This is a genomic window from Brevibacillus brevis (genome assembly GCF_001039275.2).
Classification (GTDB): domain Bacteria; phylum Bacillota; class Bacilli; order Brevibacillales; family Brevibacillaceae; genus Brevibacillus; species Brevibacillus brevis_C.
This window is the reverse complement of sequence record NZ_CP030117.1, coordinates 2,487,501-2,503,905: the sequence shown is the minus strand read 5'-3', so window position 1 is coordinate 2,503,905 and position 16,405 is coordinate 2,487,501. Positions and strand designations below refer to the sequence as shown.

Sequence of the window (16,405 nt, the reverse complement as noted above, 5' to 3'; positions counted from 1 at the left end):
TTAATGCTCAATTTGGTCTTTGATCGTTTGCAAAATGCGCTTCTCGAGGCGCGATACCTGTACTTGCGAGATTCCCAGCCTTTCCGCTACTTCCGACTGTGTCTGATCCTTGTAGTAGCGCAGGTAGACAATGAGCTGCTCTCGCTCGCTCAATCGACTGATCGCATCCTTGAGGGCAATTTTTTCAAACCATTTGTTGACCCCTTCATCCGCAATCTGATCGATCAACGTAATGGGGTCCCCGTCATTTTCAAAAACCGTTTCATGGATGGAAGAAGGTGCCCGATTCGCTTCTTGTGCAAACACGACTTCTTCTGGCGTAATCCCCACCGCGTCCGCAACCTCAGCAATCGTGGGTGCGCGACCGAATTGCTTGTACAGCTCATCCTTTGTTCGTCGTACCTTATTGGCTGTTTCTTTGAGTGATCGACTTACCTTGACTGTACCGTCATCGCGTAAGAAGCGTTGAATTTCTCCAATAATCATCGGCACAGCATAGGTTGAGAATCGAACATCATAGGAGAGATCAAACTTGTCTACGGCTTTCAAAAGGCCAATACAACCGATCTGAAACAAATCATCCGCTTCGTATCCACGGTTGATAAAGCGCTGGACGACAGACCAGACCAGTCGAATATTGCTGTTGACTAAAAGCTCTCGTGCCTCAGTGTCTCCAGCTTGGCTTTTGGCGATTAGCTCTTTTACTTGGTCATTGGTCAGAAATGGTTGACTCGCGTTTTTGATATCGGCACCCATTGGCACTACCCCTAATTTTGCAAGGCTTTGGCAAACGCCAGGCGTTTGGTGAGGCGCACAGTTGTTCCCTTACCCACAACCGTTGCCACTTCCAAAGAATCCATGAAATTCTCCATTATCGTAAAGCCCATTCCAGAGCGTTCAAGCTCCGGCTTCGTCGTATAGAGTGGCTGCATGGCCTGCTCCACATCCTCAATTCCTCGTCCATTGTCTTCCACAATCAGATCAACGCTGTCCTCTTGAATTCGCACAGAGATTTGTACCACACCCTCTGGATTTTCGTCATAACCATGAATAATGGCATTCGTAACAGCTTCGGATATAACGGTTTTAATTTCTTCCAGCTCGTCCATCGTAATATCGAGTTGGGAAATGAAGGCTGCGACTGCTACACGTGCGAATGCTTCATTTTGGCTCAATGCTGCAAACGACACTGACATAAAGTTACGCTGTACCATCATTACGCCACCCCCAGAACATGCAAAGCATCCGCTTCGTTTTCGCGAAACTTGATTACCTTGAATAACCCGGACATCTCAAATATTCGATAGATTGTAGGGTTGATCGAGCAGACGTACATATCTCCAGATCGGGCAGAAATCTGCTTGTATCTTCCCAAAATAACTCCGATACCAGAGCTGTCCATAAACGTCAAATCAGCCAGACTCAGCACAATATGGCGTATAGTAGAGGTACGCAAAAGATCATCCGCCTTCTTGCGTAACTCCTCTGCCGTATGATGATCCAGCTCACCCTGCAAACGGATCACCAGCACGTCCTGCCGTGTCTCCATCGCAACTCGTAAACTCATAGCTGACCCACTCCTTCTCCCTTGATAGAAACTCTCTTTCTTCCTCGGCGAAACCAATTCCTGCCAGCCGACAAAAGAACAAAAAAATCGAGCAGCCGCGCCATTCCATTCGGGGCAACTCGATTCTTTTCGCGCTCATGCTGTCTGTCAGTAGCTAATCAAAATGCTCTTGGTGGTTCGCTTAAGAATCTCCCACATGTTGGCTTTATCTACCTGATCTTCTGGGATCAGATCGATTCGATTTACTTCTTTGCCATCTTTCGTGCGGATGAAAATGTGGCCGATTACTTGGTTCTTTGCTATAGGAGCGTGAACCGCCTCATTGATGACAATTTCCTTTTGGAAGGTATCGGCTGATTCTCCTTTTTTCATCAACAGGCTAACCGCATGTGGTGTAACCGCATTGATCTGCGCTTTCTGACCTTTATCCACAACAAGTGCACGAACAGCTTCCCCCTTTTTGTACATCGGCGTCACCTGGAAGTGCGTGAATGCGTAATTGAACATGGTCGATACTTCATTGTTGCGGGTTTTCACATCAGGCTCACCCATGACGACTGCAATGACGCGCATGTTGTCGCGTTTGGCAGTCGCTGTTAAACAGTATTTTGCTTCGCCTGTGTACCCTGTTTTCAAACCGTCCACCCCTTCATAAAAACGCACCAGCTTGTTCGTATTCACAAGCCAGAAGGGGCTCTCTGTATCTTTTCGCAAATAGTCTTGGTACGTACCAGTGAACTTCGTGATGCCTTCATGCTTTAAGAGCTCTCGTGACATGATTGCAATATCCGCTGCCGAAGAGTAGTGATTCGCGGCAGGAAGCCCATTGGAGTTTACAAAATGCGTATTTTTCATGCCGAGCTGCTGTGCGCGTTCATTCATTCGCGCGACAAAACTCTCTTCTGTCCCAGCCAAGTGCTCAGCCATCGCTACAGAGGCATCATTCCCAGAAGCAATCGCAATCCCTTTCATCATGTCCTCTACCGTCATTTCTTCACCGGGCTGTAGAAAAATTTGCGACCCGCCCATCGATGCTGCTCTTTCACTTGTTCGAACCTTATCGGTAAGCTTAAGCTCTCCCCGTTCCACCGCTTCCATGATCAAAAGCATGGTCATTACTTTGGTGATACTGGCGGGTGGCATTTTTTCATTGGCGTTCTTTTCATACAAGACTGTTCCCGTATCCGCTTCAATCATCACTGCGGATGAAGCTTGTGGGGCAAAATGATTATCACCCTTTTGCTGTCCAGCCTTTTCTTTGGCAATCGCCATCGGAGAAAAGATGGTTAAGCACATAACGAAGCATAGAGCGAGGTATCCATTCCGTTTCATAGCAGTCTCTTCCCTCCATTCATGGTTTTATTCTCACCATCATGAAAGGAAAATATTCACACAAAAACGGCGAGATTATCTTCTGGAAAGCACATCCGGGTTCACAAAAAAATCCCTTCCGCTACTAGCAGAAGGGACACTTTCTTAAATGACGAATCGGCTCACATTTTGCGTTAGCTCGTCCGCCATTTTTTTCAATTGCTCTACGTTTTCATTAATGCGTGCAATCGAATTCAATTGTTCATCCACTGTCTCTACCACACCTGAGATGGAATCACTAATTTCATCCGACATGGTGGCAAGACGTTGCATGGAGTTCGTCACAACCTGATTACCTGCCGCCATCTCTTCCGATGTCGCCGTCATCGATTCGCTCTGCTCTGCAGCCGCTTGAATCTCTGCCACGATATTTTGGAAAGCAGTTCCCACAGACTCTACGGACTGCAAGCCTCCACTCACCATGGTAACGATCTCGTCCATATGCTTGCTCATATCCATTGCCTCATCATTGATCGAATGGGCAATGGCAGCGATACGCTCAGAGAAGGAGCTGCTTTCCTCTGCGAGCTTGCGAACCTCGCTGGCAACTACCGAGAAGCCTCGTCCAGCATCTCCAGCGCGAGCAGCCTCAATGGCAGCATTCAACGCCAACAAATTCGTTTGCGAAGCAATACTCGTAATCATTTCAACGATGCTCGTAATTTCACGAGCCCGCTCACGAAGATTGTGCATCTGCCCAGCAGTACGTTCTACCTCACCAGTAGCACGTCTCACCGTATTAATTACGTTTTCCACTAACTCCATTCCGCCTTGCGCTCTCTCAAACGTACGGGTAGTGGCAACCGATGTAGATTCGGCAGCCACAGCCACCTGTTCAACGCCTTCCGATATCTCCGAGACGGTGTTGGCCGTCGCTTGCACTTCATTCGTCTGCGTAGAGACGCGTTGGGCAATCGTAGAGATATTATCCGTAATGACGTTAATGGCTCCTTTGTTTTCTTGCGCAAATAGAGTCAGCTCATCTGTCGCTACGTTCAGTTGTGTAGCTTGTCCCTGTACAAGGGCAATCAGCTTGCGGAGTTCAGCCGCCATGTCATTCATTTTGCGGCCAACCATAGCCAGCTCGTCATTGCCGTTTACTTTTACGTTGATATTAAAATGTCCGGCACCGATTTGATCCATATCCCGTGCTATCGCGAACAGAGACAGTCGAATCCGATTCGCAAACCACCAGATCGCCCAAACCGAGAGCCCGATGATCGGCAAGCTGAAGAGCACGAAGTACAGCCACATTCCGTCTACTTCACCGTATACCTCGTCCGTTCCCGTGGACAAAACGACATTCCATTTCAACATTGGGATCGGTGCAAAAGCTGCAAATGAATCAATTCCATGATCCGAGTACAGCAAGCTGTTGCTTGTCTCATGCTGCATCAGAGCAAGCATCTCTTCATAATCTTTGTCACCAGCCAGCACGAGCTTGTTGTTGTTATTCGGATTTTGATGGGCCACAACCAAACCATCTTGGCGAACGACAAATGCGTAGCCATTCTCCATGAAAGAGATCTCAGGAATCTTTTGAATCATTTGGTCAATTGTAAAGCCAACAACGAACAACCGGCTCGTATCATCGGCCTTTTCCCCTATGGGTGTCGCAATATAAAGAAAACTCTTGTTGCTGCCTTCAACGATTTCTTCATCAGAAACGACCAAGGATTTCGTGGTTAACGCTCTTTGGAAGTATTGCTTTTGCTTGAAATCAATCTCATTTGTCCCAGTCAAGGAATACAGGGATTTCCCGGAAGCCGTGTCGATCAAATAGATTCTGGACACTTCTTTATGCGCCTGGCGCAATAGAGTAAACTGCTCCATGATAAGCGGCTGCAGATCTGTCATCATCACACGTTTGGTTGCTGCCGATTTGGTGGAGTTCACAATCGCTTGTAAGTCATCTTCCATACTATTCGCATGCTGGTCAGCCAGCATTTTCGCTTGATTAGAGGTTATGCTAAACAATGTTGATTTCGAGAAGGAAAGGGCTATGTATTGCAAAGAACCGATAATAATAAGTACAAGAATTAGACCAAACACAATCATCTTTGTAGCAAGAGAGCCTTTTAGCTTTTCCGTTACTACTTGGCTAGTCAGGTTCACTTTTTTTATGAGATTCGAAATTCCCTCCTTCTTTTTCCATCGTGGCGACAAAAATTTACTCATGCTACTTGCCCCCTTTATCACTGCTACCATTTTCCAGTGCAAGAACTCCGAAAAAATACCCCTGAAAAAAACTGCCTCTGGGTACAATACCCACTTTTTTCAGAGGTAAAACCTCCCTTATGAAGGGAAACGAGTTCCGGGCTGCACGAGTAGCCTCGGAACTCGCTATTTGTAATTGATTTAGTTATACAAATGACAAGCTGCGAAATGTCCTGGCTCTACTTCTTTCCACACAGGTACGGATGCAGCACATTCCGGCATTGCTTTCGGGCAACGGGTACGGAAATGGCAACCGCTTGGTGGGTTCATTGGGCTAGGTACATCTCCTTGCAATACAATGCGCTCACGGTTACGCTCAACTTCTGGGTCTGGAATCGGAATCGCAGACAACAGCGCTTGCGTATACGGATGGAGCGGCTTTTCATACAAAGCATCACTTTCTGCTAGCTCAACCATTTTACCCAGGTACATAACCGCTACACGGTCGGAAATGTATTTTACCATGGACAGGTCATGGGCAATGAACATGTAGGTCAAGCCCATTTTTTCTTGTAGCTGTTCGAGCAAGTTTACAACCTGTGCTTGTACGGATACGTCCAAAGCAGAGATCGGCTCGTCACACACGATGAATTTTGGCTCTACCGCCAGTGCACGGGCAATTCCGATACGTTGGCGCTGACCGCCTGAAAACTCGTGTGGGAAGCGGTTCATATGCTCAGGATTCAAGCTCACCAAGGAAAGCAGCTCCTGGATGCGCTCTTTGCGCTTCTGACCAGTCGCCAGGCCATGAATATCCAGCGCCTCGCCAATGATATCCCCGACTGTCATACGCGGATTCAAGGATGCGTAAGGGTCTTGGAAAATCATTTGCATGTTGCGGCGCATCGCCTTCATTTCCTGCGGGTTCAAATCCATGATGCTTTTGCCTTCAAACAGGACGTCCCCTTCAGTCGCATCATACAGTCTCAAGATGGTACGACCTGCAGTGGACTTTCCACAGCCTGACTCTCCTACTACGCCCAATGTTTCTCCACGTTTGATCTCAAACGAGATATCATTCACAGCTTTCAGAGTATTATCGCCAATCGAAAAGAACTTTTTCAGATTACGTACTTCAATCAAATTTTCACGTTTATCCACTGATATCCCTCCTTCTACGCACGGTTCTGAGCAAGCGGATGCTGAAGCCAACAAGCTGCTCGCTGAGTCGTACTGATGTCGTTCAGCTCAGGATCGATCTCTTGGCACACACGCATCGCAGATTCGCAACGCGCGGTGAATCCACAGCCAACAGGTGGACGAAGAAGGTCTGGTGGCGTACCAAAAATTGGTGTCAGTGGCTCGTCACGGTTCAAGTCAAGACGTGGTACCGAGCGGAGCAAGCCTTTGGTGTAAGGATGTTGCGGATTGTAGAAAATATCGTCAACTGTTCCTGTCTCGATCACTTTTCCTGCGTACATAACGATTACGCGGTCACACATCTCAGCAACAACACCAAGGTCATGCGTGATCAAGATAATGGATGTGCCTGTTTTCTTTTGCAATTCTTTCATCAGGTCCAAAATTTGCGCCTGAATCGTTACGTCCAAAGCTGTCGTCGGTTCATCCGCGATCAACAGCTTCGGCGAACAGGCGAGGGCAATCGCGATCATCGCACGTTGACGCATACCGCCAGAGAACTCGTGTGGATATTGCTCCACACGTTTCTCTGGTTGCGGAATACCAACCATGGTCAACAGCTCAATAGCACGATCACGTGCTGCAGATTTCGACATGTTTTGGTGCTTGATCAAGCCTTCGGTAATTTGGCTACCGATGGTCATTGTTGGGTTCAAGGAAGTCATTGGATCTTGGAAGATCATCCCGATATCTTTACCGCGGATCGATTCCATTTGTTTTTTCGACTTCTTGACGATATCCTCGCCATTGAAGAGAATTTGCCCTTGTTTAATTTCACCTGGAGGCATAGGAATCAGCTTCATGAGGGTTTGAGCGGTTACGGATTTACCGCAACCGGACTCCCCTACAATTGCTACAGCCTCTCCGCGGTTGACGTGAAAATTCACACCGCGGACTGCTTTTACTTCACCTGCATACGTATGGAAGGATACATGCAGGTCTTTTACATCAAGAATGCGTTCCATAACGACTATCCCTCCTATTTACGCAGGCGTGGGTCTACAGCATCGCGCAGACCGTCACCGAACAAGTTAAATGCCAAGATGGTCACGGAAATAAAGATTGCCGGGAATGTCAAACGCCATGGATAGTACTTCATGGCCGGCAAGCCCTCATTGGACATCGTTCCCCACGATGCAATCGGTGCCGAAACCCCTAACCCGATAAAGGACAAGAAGGATTCTGCGAAAATCGCGGAAGGTACAGTCAAGCTCAACGTTACGATGATTGGACCCAAAGCATTCGGAATCAAGTGTTTGAAGATCAGACGGTTTGCGTCAGCACCAAGGGAGCGCGCTGCCAGTACAAACTCTTGGTTTTTCAATTGAAGGATCTGACCACGTACAATCCGGGCCATACCGATCCATCCCGTTATCGTCAAGGCAAGAATAATCGTTCCAACACCGGGTTCTAAAACAACCATCAACAAAATAACAACCAGCAGGTAAGGAATCGCAAACAAGATATCTGCGAAACGCATCATCATTTCATCTACTCTACCGCCATAGAAACCTGCGATACCGCCCCAGATCACACCAATGATCAGGTCAATGAACGCTGCGGCAAGACCTACTTGCAGAGAGATACGTGCACCGTACCAAATACGTTCAAATACGTCACGACCTAGGTCATCTGTGCCAAACCAGTGTTCAGCAGACGGCTTTTTGTTCTTGCCAGCCAGATCCGTCGTAAAATAATCTTGTGGAGTTAACCATGGGATCACAATGGCACATACGATCAACGCAGCAATGAAGATCATAGAAATCATTGCGACTTTATTCATTCTCAAACGACGCCAAACGTCAGACCAAAAAGAGAGACTTGGGCGCTTAATTGCTTCAGCTTGACGAAGGTCAACGGAAATTGGCTCGAAATGTTCTTTAGTCAAGTTTTGCACGTGTCATTACTCCTTTCCTGCGTCCGAAAGTTTGATCCGTGGGTCTACCAAGGTGTATGCGATGTCAACAATCAGAATCATCACAACCAGGATGATGGAGTAGAACACGGTCGTACCCATGATTACCGTATAGTCGCGGTTTGTAATAGACAAAACGAATTCGCGACCAAGACCAGGAACACCGAAAATACGTTCAATAACGAATGCCCCTGTCAAAATACCAGCAATCAGTGGACCCAGGTAAGTAACAACTGGCAAAAGCGCATTACGGATTGCGTGTTTTACTGTAATGGTAAAAGTATGCAGGCCTTTTGCTTTTGCTGTTTTGATGTAATCTTGCCCCATAACTTCAATCATATTAGAACGCGTCAAACGCGCGATAAATGCCATCGGTGATGCGGCGAGTGCCAATGATGGAAGGATGGTGTATTCAAATCCTTCCCATTTCGCGATTGGAAACCAGCCCAAATTAATAGCGAAAATATATTGGTAAAAGGACGCCAAAATAAAGCTTGGTACCGATAATCCTAAAACGGCGATGACCATTGCGGAATAGTCTTGCCATTTATTATGGTTTAGCGCTGCGATAACCCCTAGCGTAATCCCTCCGAAGATAGCGAGCAATAAAGCTTGTGCTCCCAAGTGAGCAGAAACTGGGAAACCACGATTAATCATGTCGTTAACAGTTGAAGATTTCTCCGTAAACGAAGGACCAAGTTCCCATGTTGCTACACCCTTCAAATATTCAAAGTATTGTTCGTGCAACGGCAGGTTCAGCTTGTACTTTGCCTCTAGTGCTGCCTTAATTTCCGGCGGGACCTGCTTCTCGGATGTAAATGGACCACCTGGTACTGCTTTCATGATGAAGAAGGTGGCCGTTACAATTAAGAAGAGCGAGATGAGCATAAAAATGATGCGCTTACCGAGATAACGGATCAACTAACTTACCCCCTTGGTAGATTTTTGATTGCTTTCACGTCCCATGTTTACACTGCGGAACGCTGCCGACACAGTGTAAAAATCGGCTGTGTAAATAACCCTTAGATCTCTTGCAGTAAAGCTTCTCTCTCTATTTTTTCTTTGCTGGCAATCATACCAGCTGGTATTTATGGGAAGGGCTTGCATAGCAGAGGGTATATGTTGCAACCATATACCCTCTGCCGCAAATCCCGTTTCCTTCGTTATGAAATTACTCGATGTAAGCGCCTTTCCAATCCACGTCACCCAGGCCAGTTTGGTGAACGCCTTTCACTTCTGGCTTCTGTACCCAAGATTGCGTGTAGAAGTAAATTGGCATGATTGGCATTTCATCCATTAGGATTTGCTCTGCATCTGCCAAAATTTTCTTACGTTTCTCGAGGTCTGGCTCCTGAGCAGATTGGTTCAACAACTCTTTATATTTTGCATTCTCCCAACGCGTATCGTTGTTTCCACCCATTTTATCCTTGTAGAGCTCCAGGAAGTTGATTGGGTCATTGAAGTCACCCAGCCAGCCCATCCGTCCAATCTGGAAGTTACCCTCATGCATGTCTTCCAGGTAAACTTTCCATTCTTTGTTCTCGAGTTTCACATCTACGCCGAGATTTTTCTTCCATTGGTCTTGGATGGCCTCAGCAATCTTCTTGTGAGCCTCAGATGTGTTGTAGGACAAGGTAATCGGTGGCAGCTTGCTCAAGCCAGCCTCTTTCAGTCCCTCTTCCAAAAGCTTTTTCGCATTTTCTATATCCTTGTCTTTGAAATAGCCATTTGGATTCAGCACCATGGATGGAGGAACAGCGCCTGTTGCCGGGATTTGACCCGTTTGGAGAATGTTGTCGATCAAGCCTTGGCGATCGATCGAGTAGGCAAATGCTTTTCTCACTTTAATGTTATTAAATGGCGGCTTTTCGGTATTGAACTTGTACCAGTACGTACCAGCAATTGGATTCGTTTGAATCTTGCCTTGCTCTTTCAATGCTGGAATCGCATCTGTTGGCAAAGCACTCATAGGTGCGCCAGCCCAGTCGATTTCGCCATTTTCGAACATGGAGAGCTCTGTATTTTCGTCTTCTACCATGGAGAATTCGATTTTGTCGAGCTTTACATTGTCTTTATCCCAGTAATTTTCGTTCTTCACGAGCACCATCTTGCTCTTGTGCTCCCAAGATTCGATTTTGAAAGGTCCGTTACCGACGTGCGAACTTGCTTCGCCTGCCCACTTCGGATTTGCATCAATTACTTTTTTATTAACTGGGAAGTAGGTACGGAATGCGAGCAATTCCAGGAAGTATGGCGTCGGATTCTCCAGCTTAACTTCCAGTGTCTTATCGTCAAGTGCCTTCACGCCTACTTCATCAAGCTTTGCTTCGCCCTTGTTTGCTTTTTCACCATTCTTCACGTAGTACAGCTGATATGCGTAGTTGGAAGCTGTTTTTGGATCGAGAGCACGCTTCCAAGCATACTCAAAGTCATGTGCTGTTACAGGATCACCATTGCTCCATTTCGCTTCTCTGATTTTAAATGTGTACGTTAGCTTATCATCAGAGACGGTATAGCTCTCAGCAGCAGCTTCATGAGGCTTATCGTCGGTTCCAATGCGGGTCAAGCCATCAAAGGTTGCCAAGATAATCGCACCTGAAGTCGTGTCCTCTGCGAGCCCTGGATCAGTTGTAGGTGGCTCCGTGTGCAGGTTCATCTTTAAAACTTGTGGCTTCTTCTCAGCCGCTGGAGTTGCAGGCTGTGAAGGTGCTGGTGTTTCTCCTGACGGTGGAGCGGCAGTTGGTTGACCTCCTCCGCACCCTGCCAGGGCAGTTCCTAATACAGCAATCGAGCTCACAAGTGCAAACACATTCTTTTTCAACGCAATAACCCCCAGTTTTCTTTTTTGTCTTTTTTCTGAAAATAAAGGACGAAAAAAAATGAAAACTACGCGAAGCTGCTTGACTTCGGCTGGAAGGCATCAACCCCTTTCATTGCAGGGTCACCTCGTCGTCTTGAACGAAAGAGAAGGTGTCTTTGTACTGCTTCAGTTCCAGTGAAACGTCCGCAGCTGCAATTCCTTCAATTTGAGAGAGTCGTTCGTTAACAAAGGTGATCAGCTCATCATTACTATGGAAACACGCTTGGATAATCAAGTCGTGCTTACCGCTATAAGCGCCTACAAAGCGTACTGCAGAAAATTTGCTTAATTTTTCTGCCACTTCTTTCTGCAAACCTAGCTTTGTGGTTAACCCGATGATAACCTGCACATGTAATCCTAATTTCTCTGGATCGGGTTGAATTACGAATTGGAAGACACCGTCTTGCAAAAGACGAGTGATGCGCGATCGAATTGTTCCTTCGCTCACGCCTAGTTGATGGGCGATTTCTGTATATGGGATACGCCCATCTTCATGGAGGATTTGCAGAATCTGTCTGTCGACATGGTCCAGCTTTTTCATAAATACGATTTTCTGAGAACCTCCATCATTTTTTTACGAATTTCGCAATAATCTTTTACAAACAGTCTAATACAATAAAAGTAATCGGAAATGATAGCGGTGTCAACGAAATTTGACAAGTAGAATTATAAAACTTTATAAAGTCAATCCGAACAGTAAAATATATTTTATACAATAAAGAACGACTTATATCTTACTATTGAATATGAAAAACTAGATTTAATCAACAATATTTTTTCGAGAAACTGTATTTTTACTCATAAAACAAGGCGTGCTCATGTGCTGTGCACGCCTTGTTTTATTTGATTAATCAACTAATAACCAGACATTCTATGCTTCGATAATTTTATAAATCAACGGTTGTTCTCCGTCGATTGCCGTCGAAATCTGGAAGGCACCTTCCATTTCTTTCAAGGCATTTTGCAGAAGATGGTCTTCGTTGGCATGGATGGTGACCAAAACTTCTCCAGCCTTTACCTGATCCCCGCGTTTTTTGTGCAGAACAAGACCTACTGCCAAGTCAATTGGCATTTCTTTTGTCAATCTGCCCGCACCCAAGACAACAGAAGCATGACCGATTGCTTCTGCATCAATCGCACTTACAAAGCCGTCCTGTTCGGCTGTAACGGTATGAATGATCTTTGCTTGCGGCAGACGAGACAACTCATAGACGTCCTGCTTATTGCCGCCTTGAGCCTCTACCATTTCCGCCAGTTTATCCACTGCTTTTCCGGAAGCCATCAGGTCTTCGAGCTTCTTACGTCCTTCTTCCACATCAGTAACAAGCCCACCCATAACAAGCATGCGGGAACCAATAGCCAATACCAGCTCGGTTAAATCGCGAGGGCCTTTACCTGCAAGTGTCTCTACCGCTTCTTTCACTTCCAGTGCATTGCCCACGGCAAAACCAAGCGGCTGATTCATATCGCTGATAACCGCCACCGTTTTACGTCCTACTTGGCTACCGATTGCAACCATCGCATTTGCTAATGTTTCTGCCTCTTCAATGCTTTTCATGAAAGCGCCCTTCCCTACTTTTACGTCAAGCAGGATGGCATCTGCCCCAGCGGCAATCTTCTTGGACATAATGGAGCTTGCAATCAACGGCACAGCTTCTACAGTAGCTGTCACGTCACGCAGAGCATACAGCTTCTTGTCTGCAGGTGTCAGGTTGCCAGACTGTCCGATTACGGACACGCCAATATCACGCACCTGCTGCAAAAATTGCTCGCGTGTGCGTTCTACTTCAAAACCAGCGAAGGACTCCAGCTTGTCGATAGTGCCTCCTGAGTATCCGAGACCTCTTCCAGACATCTTTGCCACAGGAATACCTGCTGCCGCTACCAACGGCGCAACAACAAGAGTAGTCTTGTCCCCTACTCCGCCTGTACTGTGCTTGTCTACCTTAATTCCTTGCAGGGAAGACAGGTCAAGCTGTTCGCCTGATCCTGCCATTGCCAAGGTTAGATCTCCTGTCTCTCTCGCAGTCATGCCTCGGAAAAAGACTGCCATTGCCCATGCGGACATCTGGTAGTCAGGAATGCTTCCATCTGTATAGCCTGTCACCAGAAATTGAATCTCTTCTGTTGTCAGTTCTCCGCCATCACGTTTTTTGGCGATCATATCGACCATACGCATTGTTAATCCCTCCGAATCCGTTACTTACATCTTGGCTACGATACCGTTTACCAGAGCCAGGAATTGCGATTTTACCTTTTCTGTCGTTTCCATTACTTCATCATGGGACAGAGGCTGTTCCAAAATACCTGCTGCCATGTTGCTAATGCACGAAATACCAAGCACCTTCACACCCATGTGTCGTGCGACGATTACCTCTGGTACAGTGGACATCCCTACAGCATCCCCACCCAACAGGCGAAGCATACGGATTTCCGCAGGAGTTTCGTAGGTAGGACCTAACAGGCCTGCGTATACACCTTCACGTAGCTGGATTCCTTGCTCGGAAGCAACTTCATGAGCCAGCTTGCGGAGCTGTTTGGAATAAGCCTCAGACATATCTGGGAAGCGCGCTCCCAATTGTTCATCATTTGCACCGATCAATGGATTGCGGAACGTCATGTTGATGTGATCGGAAATCAGCATGAGGTCGCCTGGATTGTAGCCTTCGTTAATTCCGCCAGCCGCATTGGTCACAATAATGGTTTCAACGCCGAGCAGCTTCATGACACGGATTGGGAAAACAACGGCATCCAGTCCATGTCCCTCATAAAAGTGGAAACGACCTTGCATCGCAACGACTTGCTTGCCTTGCAGCTTGCCAATCACGAGTTGTCCTTTGTGGCCGACAACGGTGGACACAGTAAACCCAGGAATTTCATGATAAGGGATGATCACTGGATTTTCGATTTCATCTGCCAAAACACCCAACCCTGATCCGAGTACGAGACCAATGGTTGGTTTTTCTGTTAGTTTCGGTTCGATATATGCTACTGTATCATGGAAATTTGCCAATTTAACTCTCTCCTTTTTTGTGTTTCTTCTATTATATAAATGTTTATTTTTGCTTAACCTTTATAAATGATTGAGGAAGCTTTTCCCAATCACCGGAGCAGTTACCTCAAAATTGTCAGCGATGGTCGCACCCAAGTCCGCAAATGTTTCACGGATACCCAAATGTTCTCCAGCTTGAATACCCTTGTGGTAGACAAGCAACGGCACGTATTCTCTGGTATGGTCACTGCCATGATGTACAGGATCGTTTCCATGGTCTGCCGTGATTACCAGCAAATCATTTTCTTGTAGCGCTTCCAAAAGCTCTGGAATACGAGCGTCGAACTCCATCAAAGCGTGACCATACCCTTCTGGATCGCGGCGATGACCGAACTTCGCATCGAAGTCCACGAGGTTGACAAAAGAAAGACCCTTAAACGATTGTTTCATCGTGCCCAGAATTTGATCTACACCGTCCATGTTATCTTTGGTACGAATAGATTGGGTAACTCCCTCTTCTGCGTAAATGTCGCTGATTTTGCCAATGGCAATAGAAGCAAGGCCAGCATCTTGCAGACGATTCATGACTGTCGGAGCAAATGGTTTCACCGAATAATCGTGACGATTTGCTGTACGGCTAAAATTACCTGGCTGTCCAACAAATGGGCGTGCAATGACACGAGTAACGGCAAACTCATCACGAAGCGTCAACTCACGAGCTACCTCGCAAATATGGTACAGCTCTTCAAGCGGAACAACCTCTTCGTGGGCTGCCACCTGGAATACACTGTCCGCAGATGTATAGACAATCACTGCACCCGTATTCATATGCTCTTCGCCAAGCTCGTCGAGAATGTCCGTTCCCGAAGCGACCTTGTTCCCGAGCACTTTGCGGCCAATACGTTGCTCAAATTCCGAGATCAACTCTTGTGGAAATCCGTCTGGATAGGTGTTAAACGGAGTAGACACATGCAGACCCATGATTTCCCAATGACCAGTCGTCGTATCTTTCCCCATGGAGATTTCCTGCATTTTCCCATAATGGGCCATAGGAGTTGCTACTGGCGCAACGTTTTGGAGTGGTGCTATATTTCCCAAACCTAATTTTTGCAGGTTGGGCAATGAAAACCCTGCAACTCTTTCCGCAATATGACCCAAGGTGTTCGCTCCTGCATCATTGAACTTAGGCGCATCAGGTTGTTCGCCAATCCCTACGCTGTCCATGACGATCAAAAAAACTCGTGAATACTGCATCTTAACGCCTCCTGTTTACCAGTCATTCGAATTCCAAAATCAAGTCGTCAGACGTCTGACCTGATTCAGAAAATTTTTCTCCGCCCGACAATCAGGCGGAGTCGATCGTTTTTTCATACTCATGCTCGCGGATGCGTCTTGGCATAGATGTCCTTAATCCGCGTTCTGGTCACATGTGTGTAAATCTGGGTGGTTGAAATATCAGCATGCCCAAGCATCTCCTGAACAGAGCGCAAATCGGCTCCATTTTCCAGTAAGTGAGTGGCAAAAGAGTGGCGAAGCGTATGGGGTGTAATCTCTGCACGGATGTTTGATTTTTGGGCATATCGTTTAATAATTTTCCAAAAACCTTGCCGTGTAATTTGTTTGCCCAAGTGATTCAAAAATAATGCAGTATCGCCAGTTCCTTTTACCAGCTTGGGACGCCCTGCCTGCAAATAGTGGCGAACCATTTGAATGGCTACCGAGCCTAACGGAATGATTCGCTCTTTTGATCCTTTTCCCAAGCATTTGACAAAGCCCATATCCAGATTCACATCAGCACTATCCAGATTGACTAACTCCGAGACACGAATGCCTGTCGCATATAAAAGCTCAAGCATCGCCTTGTCCCGCAGCCCGGCAGGATGATTGACAGGAGGACTTTCCAAAAGACGTTCCACTTCCTCAACAGAGAGCACTTTCGGCAAGCGTTTCTCGATCTTCGGTGTTTCTAGATGAATGGATGGATCTTTATCTATGTATTTATCCCGAATGAGAAACTGATAAAACGCTCGTATCGATGCCATATTGCGAGAAAGCGTTGCTGTAGCACGTCCTTTTTCCCGTAAAACAAGCAAGTAACCAATGATGTGCGTCCGAGTAGAATCCTCTATTCGAGAGACACCTTGCTCCTGTAAGTACGAGGTAAAGGCCACCATATCCCGTTGATAGGATTCCAGGGTATTTCTCGATAACCCTTTCTCCACAGTCAGGAAATGAATAAACTGATCAATCAGACTGTCCATGAAGCTGTCCCCTTCAGCTGATAAGTATCGTGTATTGCTTTCCACAAAGAAAAAGAAACTCCTGCTTCTCCAGATAAAAAAC

15 protein-coding genes are annotated in these 16,405 nt (G+C 46.6%); all 15 read right to left on the bottom strand.

Annotation, left to right across the window (positions count from 1 at the left end):
• The 15 genes from sigF to xerD all read right to left on the bottom strand — a co-directional run bounded on the left by sigF (position 1) and on the right by xerD (position 16,323).
• Positions 1-756: an RNA polymerase sporulation sigma factor SigF gene (gene sigF, locus AB432_RS12690; RefSeq protein ID WP_005827375.1), complete on the bottom strand. Its 756-nt coding sequence runs from the start codon at positions 754-756 to the stop codon at positions 1-3.
• 11 nt (positions 757-767) lie between these two features.
• On the bottom strand, positions 768-1,217 hold the full coding sequence (gene spoIIAB / locus AB432_RS12685) for an anti-sigma F factor (protein WP_048032581.1): 450 nt from the start codon (positions 1,215-1,217) through the stop codon (positions 768-770).
• The gene (gene spoIIAA / locus AB432_RS12680) at positions 1,217-1,567 is read right to left on the bottom strand and encodes an anti-sigma F factor antagonist (RefSeq protein WP_048032580.1); all 351 of its coding nucleotides are present in this window, start codon (positions 1,565-1,567) and stop codon (positions 1,217-1,219) included. The genes spoIIAB and spoIIAA overlap by 1 nt, the downstream gene beginning before the upstream one ends.
• A gap of 147 nt (positions 1,568-1,714) precedes the next feature.
• Positions 1,715-2,899: a D-alanyl-D-alanine carboxypeptidase family protein gene (locus AB432_RS12675; protein ID WP_048032579.1), complete on the bottom strand. Its 1,185-nt coding sequence runs from the start codon at positions 2,897-2,899 to the stop codon at positions 1,715-1,717.
• Between the two features lie 144 nt (positions 2,900-3,043).
• Entirely contained in the window at positions 3,044-5,116 is a 2,073-nt protein-coding gene (locus tag AB432_RS12670) for a methyl-accepting chemotaxis protein (RefSeq protein WP_048032578.1), read from the bottom strand.
• 180 nt (positions 5,117-5,296) lie between these two features.
• Positions 5,297-6,256: an ABC transporter ATP-binding protein gene (locus AB432_RS12665; RefSeq protein ID WP_048032577.1), complete on the bottom strand. Its 960-nt coding sequence runs from the start codon at positions 6,254-6,256 to the stop codon at positions 5,297-5,299.
• A 14-nt stretch (positions 6,257-6,270) separates the two neighbouring features.
• On the bottom strand, positions 6,271-7,260 hold the full coding sequence (locus AB432_RS12660) for an ABC transporter ATP-binding protein (RefSeq protein ID WP_048032576.1): 990 nt from the start codon (positions 7,258-7,260) through the stop codon (positions 6,271-6,273).
• A gap of 14 nt (positions 7,261-7,274) precedes the next feature.
• Complete coding sequence (locus tag AB432_RS12655; protein ID WP_048032575.1) at positions 7,275-8,192, bottom strand: ABC transporter permease; 918 nt, start codon at positions 8,190-8,192, stop codon at positions 7,275-7,277.
• Between the two features lie 6 nt (positions 8,193-8,198).
• Positions 8,199-9,131, bottom strand: a complete 933-nt coding sequence (locus tag AB432_RS12650; protein WP_048032574.1) for an ABC transporter permease — start codon at positions 9,129-9,131, stop codon at positions 8,199-8,201.
• Between the two features lie 250 nt (positions 9,132-9,381).
• On the bottom strand, positions 9,382-11,031 hold the full coding sequence (locus tag AB432_RS12645; RefSeq protein ID WP_048032573.1) for a peptide ABC transporter substrate-binding protein: 1,650 nt from the start codon (positions 11,029-11,031) through the stop codon (positions 9,382-9,384).
• A 109-nt stretch (positions 11,032-11,140) separates the two neighbouring features.
• Complete coding sequence (locus AB432_RS12640) at positions 11,141-11,611, bottom strand: Lrp/AsnC family transcriptional regulator (protein ID WP_007720718.1); 471 nt, start codon at positions 11,609-11,611, stop codon at positions 11,141-11,143.
• A 330-nt stretch (positions 11,612-11,941) separates the two neighbouring features.
• Entirely contained in the window at positions 11,942-13,249 is a 1,308-nt protein-coding gene (locus tag AB432_RS12635; protein ID WP_048032572.1) for a pyrimidine-nucleoside phosphorylase, read from the bottom strand.
• Between the two features lie 24 nt (positions 13,250-13,273).
• Complete coding sequence (locus tag AB432_RS12630; protein ID WP_048032571.1) at positions 13,274-14,083, bottom strand: purine-nucleoside phosphorylase; 810 nt, start codon at positions 14,081-14,083, stop codon at positions 13,274-13,276.
• Between the two features lie 60 nt (positions 14,084-14,143).
• The gene (deoB, locus tag AB432_RS12625; RefSeq protein ID WP_048032570.1) at positions 14,144-15,316 is read right to left on the bottom strand and encodes a phosphopentomutase; all 1,173 of its coding nucleotides are present in this window, start codon (positions 15,314-15,316) and stop codon (positions 14,144-14,146) included.
• A 119-nt stretch (positions 15,317-15,435) separates the two neighbouring features.
• Positions 15,436-16,323 (bottom strand): site-specific tyrosine recombinase XerD, encoded by an 888-nt coding sequence (gene xerD / locus AB432_RS12620; RefSeq protein WP_048032569.1) that lies wholly within the window; start codon positions 16,321-16,323, stop codon positions 15,436-15,438.
• Between the last annotated feature and the right edge of the window lie 82 nt (positions 16,324-16,405).